Annotated in this window: 14 protein-coding genes; 9 read left to right on the forward strand and 5 right to left on the reverse strand. The window is 33.3% G+C overall.

All coding sequences use genetic code 11. From position 1 onward, the window contains the following. Positions 1-370 precede the first annotated feature (370 nt). Together ABD940_RS06790 and ABD940_RS06795 are read right to left on the reverse strand one after the other, a co-directional pair. Positions 371-1,171, reverse strand: coding sequence for a Cof-type HAD-IIB family hydrolase (locus tag ABD940_RS06790; protein ID WP_345201396.1), 801 nt, complete (start codon positions 1,169-1,171; stop codon positions 371-373). A 115-nt stretch (positions 1,172-1,286) separates the two neighbouring features. Further along, a complete protein-coding gene (locus tag ABD940_RS06795; protein WP_345201399.1) occupies positions 1,287-2,159 on the reverse strand; it encodes an AraC family transcriptional regulator in 873 nt (290 codons plus the stop codon). Positions 2,160-2,319: 160 nt separating this feature from the next. Between ABD940_RS06795 and ABD940_RS06800 the strand changes: the two genes are divergently transcribed. Beyond that, complete coding sequence (locus ABD940_RS06800; protein ID WP_345201401.1) at positions 2,320-2,919, forward strand: hypothetical protein; 600 nt, start codon at positions 2,320-2,322, stop codon at positions 2,917-2,919. A 120-nt stretch (positions 2,920-3,039) separates the two neighbouring features. Here ABD940_RS06800 and ABD940_RS06805 read toward each other — a convergent pair whose 3' ends face one another. Continuing rightward, complete coding sequence (locus tag ABD940_RS06805; protein ID WP_345201403.1) at positions 3,040-4,524, reverse strand: xylulokinase; 1,485 nt, start codon at positions 4,522-4,524, stop codon at positions 3,040-3,042. A 16-nt stretch (positions 4,525-4,540) separates the two neighbouring features. Continuing rightward, complete coding sequence (locus ABD940_RS06810) at positions 4,541-5,260, reverse strand: NUDIX hydrolase (RefSeq protein WP_345201405.1); 720 nt, start codon at positions 5,258-5,260, stop codon at positions 4,541-4,543. A 428-nt stretch (positions 5,261-5,688) separates the two neighbouring features. Between ABD940_RS06810 and ABD940_RS06815 the strand changes: the two genes are divergently transcribed. From ABD940_RS06815 to ABD940_RS06850, 8 genes are all read left to right on the forward strand, one after another. Continuing rightward, complete coding sequence (locus ABD940_RS06815) at positions 5,689-7,098, forward strand: helix-turn-helix transcriptional regulator (RefSeq protein WP_345201409.1); 1,410 nt, start codon at positions 5,689-5,691, stop codon at positions 7,096-7,098. Between the two features lie 371 nt (positions 7,099-7,469). After that, a complete protein-coding gene (locus ABD940_RS06820) occupies positions 7,470-8,837 on the forward strand; it encodes a T9SS type A sorting domain-containing protein (protein WP_345201412.1) in 1,368 nt (455 codons plus the stop codon). A 426-nt stretch (positions 8,838-9,263) separates the two neighbouring features. Next, on the forward strand, positions 9,264-9,707 hold the full coding sequence (locus tag ABD940_RS06825; protein ID WP_345201414.1) for a sugar dehydrogenase complex small subunit: 444 nt from the start codon (positions 9,264-9,266) through the stop codon (positions 9,705-9,707). Continuing rightward, entirely contained in the window at positions 9,704-11,767 is a 2,064-nt protein-coding gene (locus ABD940_RS06830; RefSeq protein WP_345201416.1) for a GMC oxidoreductase, read from the forward strand. The genes ABD940_RS06825 and ABD940_RS06830 overlap by 4 nt, the downstream gene beginning before the upstream one ends. Before the next feature lie 5 nt (positions 11,768-11,772). Continuing rightward, positions 11,773-13,263: a ferritin-like domain-containing protein gene (locus tag ABD940_RS06835; protein WP_345201418.1), complete on the forward strand. Its 1,491-nt coding sequence runs from the start codon at positions 11,773-11,775 to the stop codon at positions 13,261-13,263. Positions 13,264-13,288: 25 nt separating this feature from the next. Continuing rightward, positions 13,289-14,836 (forward strand): peroxidase, FMP-type, encoded by a 1,548-nt coding sequence (locus ABD940_RS06840; RefSeq protein ID WP_345201422.1) that lies wholly within the window; start codon positions 13,289-13,291, stop codon positions 14,834-14,836. 77 nt (positions 14,837-14,913) lie between these two features. After that, on the forward strand, positions 14,914-15,720 hold the full coding sequence (locus ABD940_RS06845) for a hypothetical protein (RefSeq protein WP_345201425.1): 807 nt from the start codon (positions 14,914-14,916) through the stop codon (positions 15,718-15,720). Positions 15,721-15,881: 161 nt separating this feature from the next. Then, complete coding sequence (locus tag ABD940_RS06850) at positions 15,882-16,907, forward strand: heme-binding protein (RefSeq protein WP_345201429.1); 1,026 nt, start codon at positions 15,882-15,884, stop codon at positions 16,905-16,907. A gap of 155 nt (positions 16,908-17,062) precedes the next feature. On the opposite strand, the gene ABD940_RS06855 is transcribed toward ABD940_RS06850, so the two are convergent. Beyond that, positions 17,063-17,524, reverse strand: a complete 462-nt coding sequence (locus tag ABD940_RS06855) for an Lrp/AsnC family transcriptional regulator (protein WP_345201431.1) — start codon at positions 17,522-17,524, stop codon at positions 17,063-17,065. Positions 17,525-17,877: the final 353 nt, after the last annotated feature.

The following is a 17,877-nucleotide window of genomic DNA, read 5'->3' on the forward strand; positions in this document are numbered from 1 at the left end:
TTGTTTACCCTACTCTATTGGCTTTTCGGTTCCGCCGTATTTTAATGATAATTAGTTTTATATTTTATTTTTAATAAGCAATTCTTTCACATAGAAAACAACATATTTTTTGCTTAAATCAATCAAGTGAAATTTAATATTCACTTTGGGTAAACGGTACAAGTTTAAGACGAATCTTACGATGATAAATTTAAAATAAAAAAATCAAATATTAGTGAATTTTTTATAAATAAATTGAAAATTATATTTTAACTATAATTATAAATGGTTTTCATATAATAATTTACACTCAATTATTTAAATTAAATTTTAAATAAAAAACCTCCAAATCAAAAGACCTGAAGGTTTGTATTTTTTAAACTGAATATTTTTAATTCATATTTAAATAATCCTTAATAATTTTCAGCACACCAAAATTATCATTAGAACAAGCTTCATAGCTCGCTATTTTCTTTACTGAAGGATGCGCATTTTGCATTGCATAAGAATATTTTGAATTCTCAAGCATCTGAATATCATTCATATAATCTCCGAAAGCCATAGTTTGTTGCGGAGTGATATTCAAAGCTTTTTGTAGTTTTTCAAGAGCAACACCTTTGTTGATATTTTTATTCATAATATCAAGCCAATATTGCCCTGAAACAACAACTTCAAGATCATACTTTTCAAATTCTTTCAAAACGGGATGAAGATTAGCTTCTGAACCTTCTGCGTGATAAACAGCAATTTTAAAAATACTGTCATCAACAGCTTCAGTCAGATCCTCTCTTCTTTCATTATCCGTATAAAACTGTGAAATATAATCGATAAAATCCTGATTATCTGTTTCAAAATAAGCTTTTTTCTTACCAGATAAAACTGCAGTTGCGCCTGGAATTGTGCGAATTGAAGTAATAATTTCTGCGATATATTTCGGATCTAGCTTATCTGCAAAAAGCTCTTCGTTTTTATAAATTACATAACCTCCATTTTCTGCAATGAAAGCCATTTCGTTTTCGATATCTCCGAAATATTTTGTGATTCCCAACATCTGTCTTCCACTCGCAGGAACGAATAAAATATTTCTCTTCTTCAGTTCTTCATAAATTTTCGGAAATTCAGGACTGACTTCGTGTAAAGAATTCAGGAATGTTCCGTCCATATCAGTGACAATTAATTTGATATCTTCCATAATAATATTGTAAGAAAATGAATCTTTTCAAGGTATAAAGCTAGTAAATTCATTTCTAAATCTTTTAAATAATAAACTCTTTTGACATTAATTTAACGTTTAAGCAATACTCAATTTATTCAATAAAAAAATTAAATTCTTTTCGGTATTGCGACGGGCTTTTCTTAATATATTCCTTAAAAGTCTTATTGAAATAACTAAAATTATTAAAACCCGACTCAAAACAAACTTCTGTAATACTCAAAGGTTGTTCTGCAAGCAATTTTAATGAATGTGTTATTCTATATTCATTGACAAATTGAGTAAAGGTCTTATTGGTAATTTTTTTGAAATAGCGACAAAAAGACGGAACCTTCATATTCGCCAAATCAGAAATTTCTTCCAATGTGATCTGTTCCTTAAAATGATCTTTTACATAATTGAAAATCAAATTAATCCTTTCATTATCTTCAACCTGAGTTTGAAGGTAATATTTTCCTGCATTTAAAATTCTGTAATCTGATGTTGAAGCTAATGAATCCAAAATTTCTATGAATTTGACAAGTCTTTCCAAAGATGAAGATTCGTGCATTTCCACGATTTTTTTTCCGATGGTTTTTTTTATATTTTCTGAAAATACAATTCCTGCTTTTGCTTTTTCCAATAAACTGGCAATTCTTTGCATTTCAGGAAGTTCCCAAATTGTTTCACCTAAAAAATCCGGTTTGAACTGAATAACCATTTCGTAATCATTATTCGTATTTTCATTCGTCATTCCGCAATGCGGAAGATTGCTTCCCATTAAGACCAAATCTCCTTCTGAAAAGTAGGAAATATTACTTCCGATCTGCCTTTTTCCGGAACCGCCACAGACAAAAATTAACTCTACTTCAGGGTGATAATGCCAAACATGAGATTTGATATTTTCATTCCGAAGAAATTTTAAGCTCGTGAAACTACTTCCAATATTAGGTTTTACAGCTTCAAAAGCAGGACTTGAATGTTTCATTTTTAAGCAACTATTTCATATACAAAATTAACAATTAATATTTAATAGATTAACTTAAAGGTTAAAATAGCACATAAATATGAAAATTGTATTGTATAATAAGAATATTTCCCGTCATACATTTGCAATATAAATTATTGATAACAAAAAACTTATCATTATGACTAAAATATTAAAATCTGCTTTTCTTGCGGGATTCCTTTTAATTTCGGCAAGTTTGATGAGTAAAGACAGAGATTTTTCTCTTTCTTTCGGAACGGCAACAGCAAAAACTGTAAATTTTGAAGTACTAAATGCACAAAATATATCTTTAGTAATCTATAATGACAATTACGGAGAAGTGTTTTCTGAAAAATTAGGAACCGAAAATTCTGTAATAAAATCTTACAATCTGGACGGTCTGGCTTCAGGAACTTATTATCTGGTAGCTGAATCTGATCAGAAAATTGAAAAATTTAAAATAAAGATCAACGCCGACAATACGCTGGAAATAGAAAAAACTCCTTTTTCAGAAATTAACAAACCGGAATATACAATTTCAGGAAATATGGTAAAACTTCATCTTTCCGGATTGAAAAACAGTGCCAATATCACGGTGACAGATTTTTCAGAAAACATTGTTTATTACAGTGCAACGAAAAAAGCCGTTAATGGCGAAATTGATCTTACATTCGACCTGAATCTTAAAACAGCTGACAAATACGTCATCACTGTTGAAGAAGGTGGAAACGTTTTCAACAAAATCATTACTCTTAACTAAAAGAGGCTCATATATTTCCGTATTATATCGGAATAAAAATTTTACGTACAGTTAGTATTGAGGCAACTATTCTTTTTTAAATCACGGAGAATATGTTGCCTCAATTTTTTTTATATATTCTTAAATTACTCCTTTAAGATAATTTTTCCATCTCGCGTAAGCTTCTGAATATTGTTCAAGTTTTTGGTATTCAGGTTCTATCACAGCAATTTTTTCAAGCGATGAAAATGCTTCTTTAGAATCTGCATAAAACCCGATTCCCATTCCTGCAGCTCTCGCCGCTCCTACCGCTCCATCTGTATCATAAAGTTCAATAACCGAATTGCTTACACTTGCAAGTGACTGGCGAAAAATCGAACTTAAAAACATATTGGCATTTCCGGCACGAATTACATTAATATCCATTCCGATATTTCGCATGATATCCATTCCGTATTCATAAGAAAATACGATTCCTTCCTGCGCTGCGCGCAAAATGTCACCTTTCGAATGAATATTAAAATTAATCCCGTGAATTGAGCAATTTGTCTCTTTATTTTCCAAAACACGTTCTGCTCCATTTCCAAAAGGGATTATACTCAAACCTTTAGAACCGATTGGAGAAAGCGACGCCAAATCATTCATATCTCCATAAGAAGATAATGAAGTTGCGAAATTATGCTTTAACCAAGAATTTAAAATTCCTGTTCCGTTAATACAAAGTAAAACTCCTAATCTCGTCAATTCCTGAGTGTAATTTACGTGAGCAAAAGTATTTACTCTTGATAATTTATCGTATTCCAATTTGTCCAGAACTCCATACACAACGCCTGAAGTTCCTGCCGTAGAAGCAATTTCTCCCGGATTGAAAACATTTAAAGACAATGCATTATTCGGCTGATCTCCCGCTCTGTAAGAGATCGGTGTTCCTTCTTTTAAATCTAATTCCTGTGCAGCTTTTGCAGAAACGGTTGCCTGAATTCCGAAAGTAGGGATAATTTCAGGGAAAAAGCTCTTTGGAATTCCGTAATAATTAATCACATCTTCCGAAATACAATTATTTTTAAAATCCCAGAAAATTCCTTCCGACAACCCTTCAATGGTCATTCCGATCTGCCCTGAAAGTCTCATGGCAATATAATCACCCGGAAGCATTATTTTATCAATTTTCTCAAAAATTTCAGGCTCATTTTCTTTTACCCATGCTAATTTTGAAGCTGTAAAATTTCCCGGCGAATTCAATAGATGTGACAGACATTTTTCTTCCCCGATTTCTTTGAAAGCCTTTTCGCCATAAGGTACAGCACGACTATCACACCAAATAATTGATGGTCTTAATAGATTCTGGTCTTTATCTACCAAGATCAAACCGTGCATTTGCCAAGTAATTCCGATTCCTTTAATGTCTTCTGCATTGATCCCAGATTCATGCATCACGGCTTCATGGGCTAACTTCAGGTTTGTCCACCAATCTGTAGGATTCTGTTCTGCCCAACCCGGATGAACAGCCGTTATTTTCATTTCTTTTTTAGGAGAAAATTCTGAAGCAATCACTTTTCCGCTGGAAGCTTCAATGAGACAAACTTTGACAGAAGAACTGCCGATATCGTAGCCTAATAAATACATGATTTTAAAAAAGGAATTATTTGATTAGTTTAGTATTGTTTTTCTTGTAAATTTTAGCATCGAATTTATAATATCTTGCCGCCCGATGAGAGACGTTTTTCTCAATTTCATCCAACGCAACAATATAATTGAAAGAGGAAATCTTTTTATGAAAATTTTTAATATCAATATACTTTTCACTTAATGCACCGTACAATTGATATAATTGTCTGATTGTAAATTTTTTAGGAAGCAATTCGAAAATAATGGAGAAATCTGTTTCGATCCATCTTCTTATTTCGATGAGAGATTCGTTGATAATTTTATTATGGTCAAATGGCAACGACGGAATTTCATCGATCGGACACCAATCTACCGTATCATATTTTGTGCTGTTAATTTTATGATCGATCTTACAAAGAGAGAGATAAGCAACCGTCATGATCCTGTCAATCTGTTGTTTATATTCTTTTTCCATCCATTTGATATCGTGCTCATTACTTGCACGTAAAGGATCTGCAAAACATCTGAATTGTTTTTGCACCATTTTTTTGATACCGGTAAGTTCATGTAAAACCCTTTCTGCCGCATCATCAACATCTTCATTGCTGAAAATCAAGCTTCCCGGTAATCTTTTCTGTCTTTCAGGGACATCAATATGACGTTGAACCAATAAAATATTCAATCGGTTTTCGTGATCAAAACCAAAAACAACACAATCAACGGAAACATAGGTATGGATAAAATTCTGAGTCATTAATATTTAACATTTATGCAATATGACAAATATATAAATTCATTTCAATCAATAATAATATTCAAAACAAATAATTAATTTTCAACACATTACATATCGAATTTTAATGATAACATTTGCTTTAATTTTATGATAAGTATCCTTTAAATATAATCTTAGGATTTTAGAAATAATTCAAAAAGAATAATTTAACGAAAATAAAAAGAGTTGAAATTGCATGTAATTAAATTTCAAAAATATGATAAGAAAAATTGCAGAAAATTCTTAATATTCAGGCAAATTAACCGAAAATGATTAAAATTTGTTTGAAAATGATAATAAATCAAAGGAAATTCTCCCCTTTTTCATCACGAATCTTTAATTTTATTATTAATTTTACGAGATCATTCACATTTTTTAAGTTAATTTCAAAGTTGTACCATTTATAAATGATTGAAAAAGCTGTTCGACCGGTATTTTTTTTCAGCTTATTTTTTTATTCGCTGATATTTTCTCAGTCTAAAGGAACTAATAAAGAATTCAAAGATAAAGTCACCTCCAATTCTCAACTTTTTAATACCAATATCGACAAGGCTTATCTGCAAATCAATCAGCTCATTAAAGAATCCCGAGTATTAAAAGACTCTCTTTCTGAGATGAAATTACTGGAAAAAAAATGTAGATATTTTTACAATAAAAATCAGGTTGACAGTTTGATTATTGCTTCAGAACAGTTACAAAAAGCTTCTAAAGAATATAATAATGTATATTATGAAGCAATGGGAAATATTTACATCGCAGAGACCTATTCTGTGAATAAATTTTATGATAAAGCCATTCTTCATTTAAATAATGCTTATGAAATTCTTCAAAAAGACCAGTCAAAAAGCAAGAAAATTTTCTATGCAAAAGCCAATGTTTTAAGTAGTTTTGCCAATGTTTATTTAGATAAAAATGAACCAAAAAATGCTGCAAAAAAAATTCTTGAAGAAATAAAAAGCGGAATTGAGCTGAAAAACCCAAAAGAATTTGCCAATTTTCAATATCTGAATTACTCCAATATTTCTAATATCTATGCGCAATACAATTTAGATTCAGCTTATTATTATGCTCAGAAATCGATTGAGATAAAACCTGCGGATATTTCGGAAGACAAATCGATGATTGATAATTTTACAGTGATCGGTCAATATTACAAGAATCAAAAAGATTATAAAAACTCGATTAAAAATTTCCATGAAGCATTAAAGATCAGCAAAAGAATCGGAATCGAGCTGAATATTAATAACATACATAAGTCTTTAAGAGAAATCTATCAACTGACAAATCAAAAAGACAGTGCCGATTTTTATGAAAATAAAATAAAACAGTATGATCTTCAGATGCTTCAGAGTAAGTACAATTCTTTGCAGGAAGTGATCAGTAAAGATAAGCAGGAACAAAACAAATCATCTAACAGAAACCTTTTCCTTTTGGGAATTTCTTCGGTTTTAGCAATTGCGGCTTCGTTATTTCTGTATTTTAAATTTAAAAAGAAAAAGAACGTTGAAATCAATCAAAACCTGCAGGAAACTTACAATCAGCTTATTGAGCTTATTAAAAATAATGATCCAAGTTTCATGTTTGCCTTTGAAAATGTTTTCCCTGAATTTTCTGGTAAATTATTAAAATTAAACCCAGAACTTCAACAATCTGAGATTGAATTCTGTGCTCTTTTGAAATTAAAATTAACCACAAAAGAAATCGCGAAATATACATTTATAGAAACCAGAACGGTTCAGAATAAAAAATACAGGCTTCGAAAAAAGTTTGAAATTCCACAATCGATTGATATTTATAATTGGATTGATGGTATTTAAAACCTTACAATTTTCATTTTATTTTCGGATTTAGAAATTATTAATATTTTAAAATTTACATTAAATAAATATTAATTAGATAACGATCATATCCAATTATCAGATAAATAAAAATCTTATTTTTTAACTTAATAATCCTGATATAAATTTTCCATTTTTTACAAAATTCACAAAAATAGCATCCAAAAACATCAGAAAGTATGTAATGAGTATGTCATTTTTTAATAAATCTGTTTCAAAAAGAGTGTTTATTTCATTCAAGCAATAAATTTGTTGATAGTTCTTCACCAAAAGAATTCTGCGCAAAATCACCATTTATTACACGTGAAAATTCACAAAAAAATTCACCCTTTTTTAAAACATTCTTTATTATGAAAAATAACTCTTTTTTTAATTTCAGAAAAACTCTTGTGGTTTGTGGAATTGCCCTGAATATGTTTGCCAATGCACAACAGTGGGATAATGTAGGATCTTCTTCTATCGTTTCGGCGGGCGGATCAAGTTATAATAATTTAGCAATTGATGCTTCAGGAAACTACTACCTTTCTTATTATGATGTTTCTGTGGCCAAAGGTTCGGTACAGAAATTTGACGGAAATTCATGGTCATATCTCGGCGGCTCTGCAGGAATTACAACAGGAACAGCAACTTTCAATGCATTAACTCTGGATTCTCAGGGAGCAGTTTACTACAGCAACCAAATCGGCTATCCGGGAACAGGAATGGAGGTAAGAAAATTTAGTTCAGGAACTTGGGGATCTTTGCCAAATGTAACTTCTACAAGCGTAAATTATCAGGCAATGGCAGTTTCGCCTTCAAATACGCTTTTTGCCTATAGTTCAGACGGTTCCGGAACCGTGAGAAGGTATAACAACGGAGTTTGGGAACAGGTAGGAACGGCTGGATTTGCAGGCGGAGCAACATTTGCAAAAATGGTAATTGGTTCAGACAATACTATTTACGCTTGTCAGATTGCAAGTGGTGTAAAAGTTTATAAAATTAATGCAAATGCCTCAAATACAGATTCATGGACATTGCTTGGCGGAACAACAGCCGGAAACGGTTACACATCTGATAACTCGTTTTCAGACATCGCTTTAGACGGAAATAATAATCCTTACGTTCTATATGTTTCCAGCACAGCGGAAGGAAGAAAATTGAATGTAAAAAAATTCGACGGAAATTCGTGGATCCAGATTGGAGCAGCCAATTTTTCTGATACTGTGGTAAACAATACGGCATTGACCGTTTCTACAAGCGGAATTCCATATGTTGTGTCGAGTATTTGGGACAGTTCGAATGCAAATCATACCAAAAATACAGTGTACAGATTCGATGCGGGAACAGGAAACTGGTCAAAAGTCGGAGGAGATTTTGTTTCTGACGGAGCGTCTACATTTGCAGATATTGCTATCGATCCTGTAAATAATTATTTGGTCTTGGCATACACACAAAGCGGCACGAGAGTGAAAAGAATTTCTTTGAACACACTTTCCGTGAATGATATTAAAAATAATGACAGCTTTGGCATTTATCCGAATCCTACGAATGGAGTCATTTATTTTAAAGATGAAAGAAAAATCAAATCGGCGGAAGTTACCAATGCAGTCGGACAAATTATTGCTGCAAGAATGACAGATCAGCAAATTGATATTACTGATGCTCCAAAAGGAATTTACTTTGTAAAAGTAACATTTGAAAACGGAAAAAGCTTAGTAAAAAAAATCATGAAAAAATAAATCCAAATCTATGTAAAAAGTAAAAATTAATAAAGTAAAAGTCAGGGGAACTTGGGAATTTCATTGGGAATTCTCAAGTTTTTTGTTTTTAGGATGACTTTTTGGGAGATGGAAAACCACTGAGTCAGATTTCAATTTAAGTATTTTTTAATTAAAAATTAACCTTAAATATATTTTGCAATTTCCAACTCCCATATTTTTTAAAACATTATTAAAATTTCAGAAAAATAAATGATAATTTTTACAGCATTTTTTCGATTTAACATTTTCTTTTGAAAGATTCTAAATAAATACTCTTTATTCAAATCAATGTGAAAAATATTTACTTTTATCATCAGGAAATAATTAATTAAAATCATTACATGAGAAGATAGAAAACAAAACTTCCCTTTAAAACTAAAAACTTAACCATTAAAATTCAACGAAATGATTATCAACAAAATCTTCAACGTCGACGATTATTATTACGACGTGTTCATGGCGATCTCAGAATCCCTCACAGGATTTTCCGTGAACGAACTGCAATCTACAGGCTTAGCCGAGATTTATTACAAGCATATTCTTGGTCAGATCGAAGCTGTAACTTTTACAGAATTCCTGAACGTTTCTAAAACTGCATTGGAAAATTCTTATACCCAAGACCAATTGAACAATGCTATTTCTGCTGATATTTTATCCAATCCTGCAACTCAGGAAATTGCTCAAAGCGTGATCACACTTTGGTATCTGGGAACTTGGGAAGGTGCTTATGTAAACGATCTATCTTACAAAGAAGGATTGGTTTGGAACGTAATGCACGCTCATCCACCGGGAGCAAAACAGCCGGGCTTTAAATCTTGGAGTGTTAAACCTGTAAACAGCAATTCATGAATCAGACAGAACAACCACAGCAAAAAAAAGACGTAATCATCGTAGGAACGGGAATCGCCGGATCTTTGATTGCAAAACTTTTAACAGATCATGTTTTTGATACAGATACAAAAAAAATGATTCACCGTTCGGAAATGAACGATTCAAAAACATATAAAGAATTATCAATTCTAATGTATGAAGCCGGATTAGAAGCCGGGCTGGAACTGGACTCCGCCTCTTCAATGGTCAATTACAACGACTACATCCGTAAATTTTATATGGAAGAAGCAAAAGTTCCGAATTCACCGTATCCGGATCTGAAACAGGCTCCTTCGCCGAATGTTTTGGATATGCAGCCAATCATTCCGCCATTTCCGGATAAAAAAGGATATTTGGTACAGTTCGGACCGATGCCTTTTGCAAGTGACGCAATTAGAGTTGGAGGCGGTACTACCCTTCACTGGCTGGGAACGACGCCAAGAATGCTTCCGAACGATTTCAGATTGAAAGAAAAATACGACAGAGCAATGGACTGGCCGATCGATTACGATACTTTAAAGCCTTATTATGAAATGGCTGAATTTGAAATCGGGGTTTCAGGAAATGTTTCTGCGCAAGAGTATCCTATTAAAGAAAGCATGGAAGAATATTACGGTAAAGATTATGTTTTTCCGATGGATGAAATTCCGCAAAGTTATATGGATCAGCAGATTATTAATGGATTGGCAGGTACTTCAGTTCAGTTGAATTTTGAAAATATTCCATTAATGCTTGTTCCGTCACCACAAGGAAGAAATTCCACTCCGAATGTTGCTTATGGAAAAGCAAAATTGATCAAAGCAAATCCTTCAGAATCAGGATATAAATTATCATTAAATAATATAGAAAATGAAGAATACAAAGCTCTCGGCGCAGTCTGGAATCCTTATCAGGGAGAACGTTGCGAAGGAAATGCTTCATGTGTTCCGATCTGTCCGGTTCAGGCAAAATACAACGCTTTAAAAACTTTGAAAAAAGCTTTATACAAAGTTAATAAAAACGAAAATCTACAGAGAAATCCTCATATTCAGGTTCAAGCGCAGAGTGTGGTTTACAGATTGAGTGTAGATCAGACGAATCAGGATAAAATATCAAAAGTTCACTTAAGAAGATATATTTCTAAAGAAAAAACAGATTTTATTGAAGAGGTAATTGATACCAACGAATCAATTGTAATTCTTGCTGCCAATGCTTTTGAAAATCCTAAAATTCTTTTAAATTCAAAATACACTGTTATTCAAGACGGGCAAAAAGTTGAAAAAACAGTCGCCAACAACAGCGATCAGGTCGGAAGAAATTTAATGGATCATATGGTAATGCTGACTTGGGGATTGTTCCCGGACCCTGTTTATTCTTACAGAGGTCCTGGTTCTACCACTAACATATCTTCTTTCCGTGACGGAAATTTCAGAAGCGAATTTTCTGCATGGATCTCTCCTCTAGACAATTGGGGATGGAGTTGGCCGACTTTTTCTCCGGGATCCGATCTTTCAGAATTTTTGAATCAAGGACTTTTTGGTGAAGAATTAAAGGAAGCTTTGGCTTACAGGCTTTCGAGACAGGTTTTATTCCATTTTGAAATTGAACAGCTGCCAAATCCAAATAACAGAGTTACGATTAATAATGAATATCTGGATGTTTTGGGAATTCCGCGTCCTGTTATCAATTATGAATTAACGGATTATGAAAAAAGAGCGATGGAACAGGCAAAACTGGCTTCAGATCAAATGTTTGAAAGATTAGGTATTGATGATTTCACAAAATACAATGCAACGGACAACAACACCTTCGTTTACAATAATGTAAGATATTCTTACAACGGAGCAGGACATATTGTGGGAACTCACAGAATGGGTCACGATGCATCAGATTCTGTAACCAACAGTTATTGTAAAGCTTGGGATCACCCGAATTTATACATTGTCGGAGCAGGAAATATGACCACTTTAGGAACTTCAAATCCTACTTTAACTTTATCAGCATTCACCATTCGTTCGGTAGAATCCATTTTGCAAGATCTGGAAACCATTTTAAAATAGAAAACATGAGACAAAGACTTATCAATAAAACAGAACCTCAGGAAAGTAACAATCTTTTAAGAAGTTCTTTAGCTAAAAATACAATCGTTGCAGAAACAATCTCTTTACAGTCATTATTATTTGATTCTAAAATCAGCAAGGATGATTGGACTGAAGGTTTAAAATACCACAGCAAAACGCTGACAAATTTATTATTAAACAATCAGATTAACGAGTTTAATGAATATTTAAGTTCACAATTTAATTCAGAACTTTCTACTTTAACTCCAACTGCAGAACTTTCAAGAACACAGGTTTCTGAAGTTAAAAATGGATTGGCAGATTTAGATTACAGACCGATTTTACAAGACCTTTTGCAGACTGCAATTTTAATTGAGCATTCTACAATTCCACCTTATCTTACAGCTTTATATTCCATTAAAGACGGAACCAATATTTTAGCATCTCAAATCATCAGAAGTGTTGCTGTAGAAGAAATGCTTCACATGATCATGGTTTGTAACGTGATGAATGCAGTAAGTATTCAACCATCGGTAAACAGACCTCAAAATTATCCCAGTTATCCGATGAAACTGCCAATGAATGTTGATTTCTTCGTAGGTCTGGAAACTTTTTCATCAAACAGTATTGCGACTTTTATCGCTATTGAAAGTCCGAGCAATCCTTTGGTAAAAGCTCCGAAATACACTCCTGAAATTGAACCTTCTACTTTACTTTCAAGAAGTGCAGTGCAGGAAAATAATTTCTGGACATTAGAAAACATGAAAGACTTCATGATGCAGAATGTTCATACGATCGGTGAATATTATGATGTATTATTCTTTTATATCGTAGTCTTCCAAATCATTGCTTACTACAAAGAATACGGAACACTTCCACAGAATTTTGAAGAGTTAAACAAAGGTGGAATTTTCACAGGAGATCCTTCAAAACAGATCCGTCCGGAACAATACTATGGAAGTGGTGGAAAACTGCATCCTGTTGATGCTTTGGAAGGTGTAATCCTTGTTTTTCAGGAAATTAAAGGACAAGGTGAAGGTGCTGATGATTCTATTTTCGATATAGATCCTTCTCAGTTTGAAGAAGGTGCAGAATTGGCACATTATTTCAGATTTAAAGAAGTTTTCCATGAACATTTTTATGTTGGTGGAGATTACAGACCTTTTACCGACGAAAACGGAATGATGCCCGTTACTACTCCACCTGTCGGAAAACCACTTCCTGTTGACTGGAGCGCAGCTTATCCAATGAAACCAAATCCAAAAATTGCAGATTATCAATCGAATCCAGCATTATTTGAACAAGGAAAAGCTTTTAATGCCACTTATAAAAAATTATTGGATGCAATTCAGGCTGCAGTGGAAGGAAATGCTGAAGAATTGCCAAAATCTATCATGTATATGTATGCTTTAAAAGAACAGGCTATCGGATTAATGAGCCAACCGCTGGATTCTCAATATAATGCAGGACCAACTTTCGAATATCCTTCAAATTAATAAAAACTGATAAACTTAGTATACCATGTTAAAAAGAAAAAAAGAGATCATTCAAGATCTTAACGCGAGATTATTAAAAGCTTCACCTGAAGAACAAAAAGGCTATTTAGCACAATTAATGGATGGCTACTCAAAGCTATTAATTGATGATCCCGTAAGACCTTTCAGAGAAGAAAATCTGAACGAAATAGCAAACAATGTTGATTATGGAGTTTTAGCCGCTCTTGATGGAACTTGGGTAAGCTACAATGCCAATTACAATAAAAATACCGACAGACCATCTTTGGGAAGCGGAATTCACACAACGATTATGCCTTCTCCGGGTACTAATCAAAATACAATTCCTGGAAAATTCAGTTTTGATACCGAAGAATATATTGAAAAATTAACATTTGAAATCGTTCCCGGTGGTGTTCGTAACCGTGGCGGTGCAACAGAATTATTCTGTGGTGCTGTAAAATATGATCAAACCATTAAAAGTGTCAACAAAGTTGAAGGACAATCAGAATTACAATACGCAGGAATTCACGAAGAAAATGGAATGTATCTTTGGTTAAGCGATGTTTACAACTATGCTGCGACCGAAGAAACCATCAAAAAAGACCGTGGAATTCACGCTTTTTCTCAGGAAGATTATCAAAATTACGGTTATAAAGGAGAATACAGAAACGAACCGCTGGTTGAAGTAAAAGACGAAAACGGCAATTCTTCATACATTCTTTTAAGTCAGTTAAAAGAAGGACAACAATATTATGAAATCATTCCCGCACAGGAAATAAAGCCAATGGATGGAATTACAGGACCGTATTTTATTCCTGATTATTCTATTTCAAGAAGCGGAGTTATTCCTCACGGAAGTACGATTACTTTATTGGGAGATATTGCTCCAAGTGGTTCAAATTATTTGATTAGCGGTGCTCCACAATTCCCTTACGGTGACGCGACTTGGGATCCTCCTTATCTTGCTATTTCGCCAACAATGGGAGGAGCAGGAGCAAGTGTTACAAATCCAATCAATCTTGATGAGCCTGCTCCGGCTTGGGTTCATGAAACTTTAACGGATGAAAATGATCCCGGTTCAAACAAAATCTATACACAAAGAATTCTTGCAGACGAATTATATCCTTATTGTGTAAGACCGGATATGAGATTGAGAGATACGTTGAGCGGACAAAATGTTGCTAATTACGTTCTTATTCAGATGTCATCAAAAATGAAAACCGGAGCACAAGGCGGAATTTTAAATGTTCCTTTTGTTAATCGTTTTGTTCCGACTGTAGAAGTAGATTTCCGTTTGTGGATCGAAACTGTGATTGAAGACGGAAAAGAAATTCTTCAGCTTCAATATGAGCAAATCATTTTCTTCGAATTTGATTTCGGAAATGATGGTGGTACAACAAGCTGGCCTCACATTCAGGTTAATACGCTTCGTAAAATCGAGGATATTCCTGCGGATCAGAGAAAAATAATTGAAGAACAGTTTTTTAATGCTCCTTCAGGGATGAGCATGACAACACCTGCTTCAATTGAAAGCGTAAATCTACCTTCAGGATGTCCTTATCATAAAGGTTAAAATTTAATTTAAACAAAAATTCTACGGTATCTTATGATGCCGTAGAATTATTTTTCAAAAACCAATAACTAAAAACCATGAGTAATCAATTACCTCCAATTCCGGAAGGATTTGGCTTACCGTTTTATTATGCTACATTATTTAATATTGAAGTTGCATTTCTTGTTGAAAGAGAAAAAGTTGTAAAATATCTTGAAAACACAGGATTAATTGCCGCAGATTTTGATGGAAAAGCTTTAGTAAGCTTTAATTTTCAAAATTATACAGGACAATTTCCAAACGGAGCAAGTACAACTCAGGAAATCGAATTAAACATAGTCTCTTATCCAGAATCTCAAAAAGACAATGTTACCTTTGTAACTGCCGAAGAATATTTACGCGGTGAAGAACAAACAAAATTAATGGGACATAAAAGAGTTCACGTTCCTTGCGATGCAGATATGGCTATAAAAGCGGGAATTGAACTGTTCGGAGAACCGAAATTCAAAACGACCTTTACGATTAATCTTCCCTCATTAAATGTTCCCGGACAAAATACATGGACGGTAGCTTGCAATGATCCTGATAACAGTGAAGAAACAATTTTTACTTGTGAAGCTGATGTCGCGGATCTTATTCCTGAAATATCTGCCTTCTCTCCTATTACAGAATATGGAAAATTTGATGATAAATTAATTGGTTGTCGTTGGAATATTTTACAACCGACCAATCTTCATTTTTTAAACTCAGAAGAAAGTAAAAAACGTGTCACAATGAAGTACGGAAATTCTTCTCATCAAATGAGAGAAGATATGGAAATCTTGATTGGTGATACTCCGGCTTTTGCAGTTCGTACAAGCATGTCTGCACCAGCTGCAATTCAGACGAGGGCTTATTATATTTAATTTATTTTTTTTAGCCGCAAAAGATTCAAAAGATATTTTTTGAAATACTTTAAAATTAAAATAACTAAAGTGTTAAAATCTTTTGTGCCTTTTGCAATTAAATAAAAAAAGCAATATTTCAATTTTAAACTAAAAACTTTAACCATAAAAACTAAAAAACAATGAATTTAGAAAGCAAAGTGAGAGGATTAACTCTCGGAGCTCAAGTTTTACCTTTAAGCCGAGTTTCTGAATCGGATCTTGGAGCATTGGCTCCATTGGTAGGTGTTTGGGAAAATGTTCAGCTCGAAAACGGGACACCTTCCGGCTGGAATACCATTTCTGTTCCGGGACAGGATAAAGGATTTGTCTTTGAAGTGATTCCTTATTCAGAAACATTGACGTTCAATCCTGTTGTTGTACAGGCGGGAAATCGCGGTCCGGTGGTAAACGGACAGCAAGTTGAACAGATGATCTTCGGTTTATTGTATGAACAACAGATCGTAAGTGCATGTACAAGTGATTTTTGTAATGAACGTGGCTTTCCGGCAGGATCCACCATTCACGTAGAAACAGGATTATTTTTAAACATAGGAAATCCAAACGGAGGTTATACCATTGCTCGTATGTCGACAATTCCTCACGGAAACTCGTTATTAGCTCTTGGAAGCTCAATTGAAACAGAAAACCCTGGAACTGCTTTCTTTAGTCCTGCATCTTCAATTCCTACTATGCTGAATGGAGAAAGAATCAATCAATTGGGATATTCTGACCAGATTATCGGAAAACCTCAATTTGCTGCATTTAACCAGATTAATCCGAATGCTTTTCTTCAGTCTACTTTAGAAAGTTTAGCTGGAAGTACGGGAGGAGTAACTAATATGACAGTTATTGAAATGTCAACAGACACACCCGATGCCAATGGAGGAATTTTGAATATTCCATTTATCCAAACGAATGTGAATGCTACAAAAATGGACGCTACTTTCTGGATCGAAGACATTAAGGACAGTAATGGAAACGTAGATCAGTTATTACAATATTCTCAGACGATCAATTTGGTTTTCCCTGCGACAGGATCGGCACAACCTATCAACTGGCCGCATGTAACCATCAACACTATGAGAAAAAGACCCGAAACTCAGATGCAGTTTAAAAGTTTAGATACTTTAGATACCACAGAAGGATTAACAGCAAGTGAATTTTAAATTTTAATATCAAACCTCCGATTTTTTTTGGAGGTTTATTTTGTTCCATAAAACCTTACGAAAAAGACTTTAACATACTTAACTGTAGATCAAATTGAAAAATACAGTTAAGTATATTAATTGAAAATTTTTAAGAATAAATTATAGAAAATGCATTAAATCGTCAATCCGTGAGTATTTTTAACCTGTGCCATTACAAAAGTGCTATGAGTGCTTCCAATTGAAGGTACAGCCCCCAAAATATTAAAAACAAAATTCTGATATTGCTTCATATCACGCACATAAACCTTCAGAAGAAAATCGAAATCTCCCGAAATACTGTAACATTCAGCGACTTCTTCAATTTCGAGAATTTCTCTTTCAAATTCTACAGCAAGATAGCTGTCATTGCTTTTTAACTTCAACTGGCAGTAAACCGTAAACCCAAGATTGAGTTTTTCTGCATCAAGAACTGCGGCATATTTTTTAACATATCCTTCCTGCTCAAGACGTTTCACTCTTTCAAAAACCGGTGACGGAGACAAATTAATTTCTTTTGCAAGCTCTTTTACAGTCAATTTTGCATCACTTTGAAGCAATCTAAGCAGCTGTAAATCTTTATTGTCGAGGTGTTCCATAGAATATTATTCTTTTAAGCGTTATTATTTACTCAAATATACAGAATTTTATTCTTTACAATTGTTATTTTAAAGTTTATTTTACTTAATTATTAAAGAATCTTTATTGATATATTCTTTATATTTAATTTTACTCAAAACAAAACACCAGGAAATGGTAAGACAGGTAAGAAATTTAATAGAAATAAATAAAAAGTAAAAGGGAATATTTTATACCGAGATCACTCCAATTGGGGGGTGGTCTCATTTTTAACCCTTCAACGAATTATTTAAAAACAAATATATATTAAAATTTGATTTAATAATTTACAAAATAAATCTTCTTCTAGTAAAAAATTTATAAGTTTTTACTT

It is taken from the genome of Chryseobacterium ginsengisoli (assembly GCF_039542325.1).
In the GTDB taxonomy this organism is placed as follows: Bacteria; Bacteroidota; Bacteroidia; order Flavobacteriales; family Weeksellaceae; genus Chryseobacterium; species Chryseobacterium ginsengisoli.

What these genes read in the sequence shown, in the direction of transcription:
- ABD940_RS06810 (WP_345201405.1), bottom strand. Translation starts at nt 5,260, where the DNA reads ATGACTCAGAATTTTATCCATACCTATGTTTCCGTTGATTGTGTTGTT.
- ABD940_RS06840 (WP_345201422.1), top strand. Translation starts at nt 13,289, where the DNA reads ATGTTAAAAAGAAAAAAAGAGATCATTCAAGATCTTAACGCGAGATTA.
- ABD940_RS06825 (WP_345201414.1), top strand. Translation starts at nt 9,264, where the DNA reads ATGATTATCAACAAAATCTTCAACGTCGACGATTATTATTACGACGTG.
- ABD940_RS06795 (WP_345201399.1), bottom strand. Translation starts at nt 2,159, where the DNA reads ATGAAACATTCAAGTCCTGCTTTTGAAGCTGTAAAACCTAATATTGGA.
- ABD940_RS06855 (WP_345201431.1), bottom strand. Translation starts at nt 17,524, where the DNA reads ATGGAACACCTCGACAATAAAGATTTACAGCTGCTTAGATTGCTTCAA.
- ABD940_RS06820 (WP_345201412.1), top strand. Translation starts at nt 7,470, where the DNA reads ATGAAAAATAACTCTTTTTTTAATTTCAGAAAAACTCTTGTGGTTTGT.
- ABD940_RS06850 (WP_345201429.1), top strand. Translation starts at nt 15,882, where the DNA reads ATGAATTTAGAAAGCAAAGTGAGAGGATTAACTCTCGGAGCTCAAGTT.
- ABD940_RS06790 (WP_345201396.1), bottom strand. Translation starts at nt 1,171, where the DNA reads ATGGAAGATATCAAATTAATTGTCACTGATATGGACGGAACATTCCTG.
- ABD940_RS06835 (WP_345201418.1), top strand. Translation starts at nt 11,773, where the DNA reads ATGAGACAAAGACTTATCAATAAAACAGAACCTCAGGAAAGTAACAAT.
- ABD940_RS06845 (WP_345201425.1), top strand. Translation starts at nt 14,914, where the DNA reads ATGAGTAATCAATTACCTCCAATTCCGGAAGGATTTGGCTTACCGTTT.
- ABD940_RS06830 (WP_345201416.1), top strand. Translation starts at nt 9,704, where the DNA reads ATGAATCAGACAGAACAACCACAGCAAAAAAAAGACGTAATCATCGTA.
- ABD940_RS06800 (WP_345201401.1), top strand. Translation starts at nt 2,320, where the DNA reads ATGACTAAAATATTAAAATCTGCTTTTCTTGCGGGATTCCTTTTAATT.
- ABD940_RS06815 (WP_345201409.1), top strand. Translation starts at nt 5,689, where the DNA reads ATGATTGAAAAAGCTGTTCGACCGGTATTTTTTTTCAGCTTATTTTTT.
- ABD940_RS06805 (WP_345201403.1), bottom strand. Translation starts at nt 4,524, where the DNA reads ATGTATTTATTAGGCTACGATATCGGCAGTTCTTCTGTCAAAGTTTGT.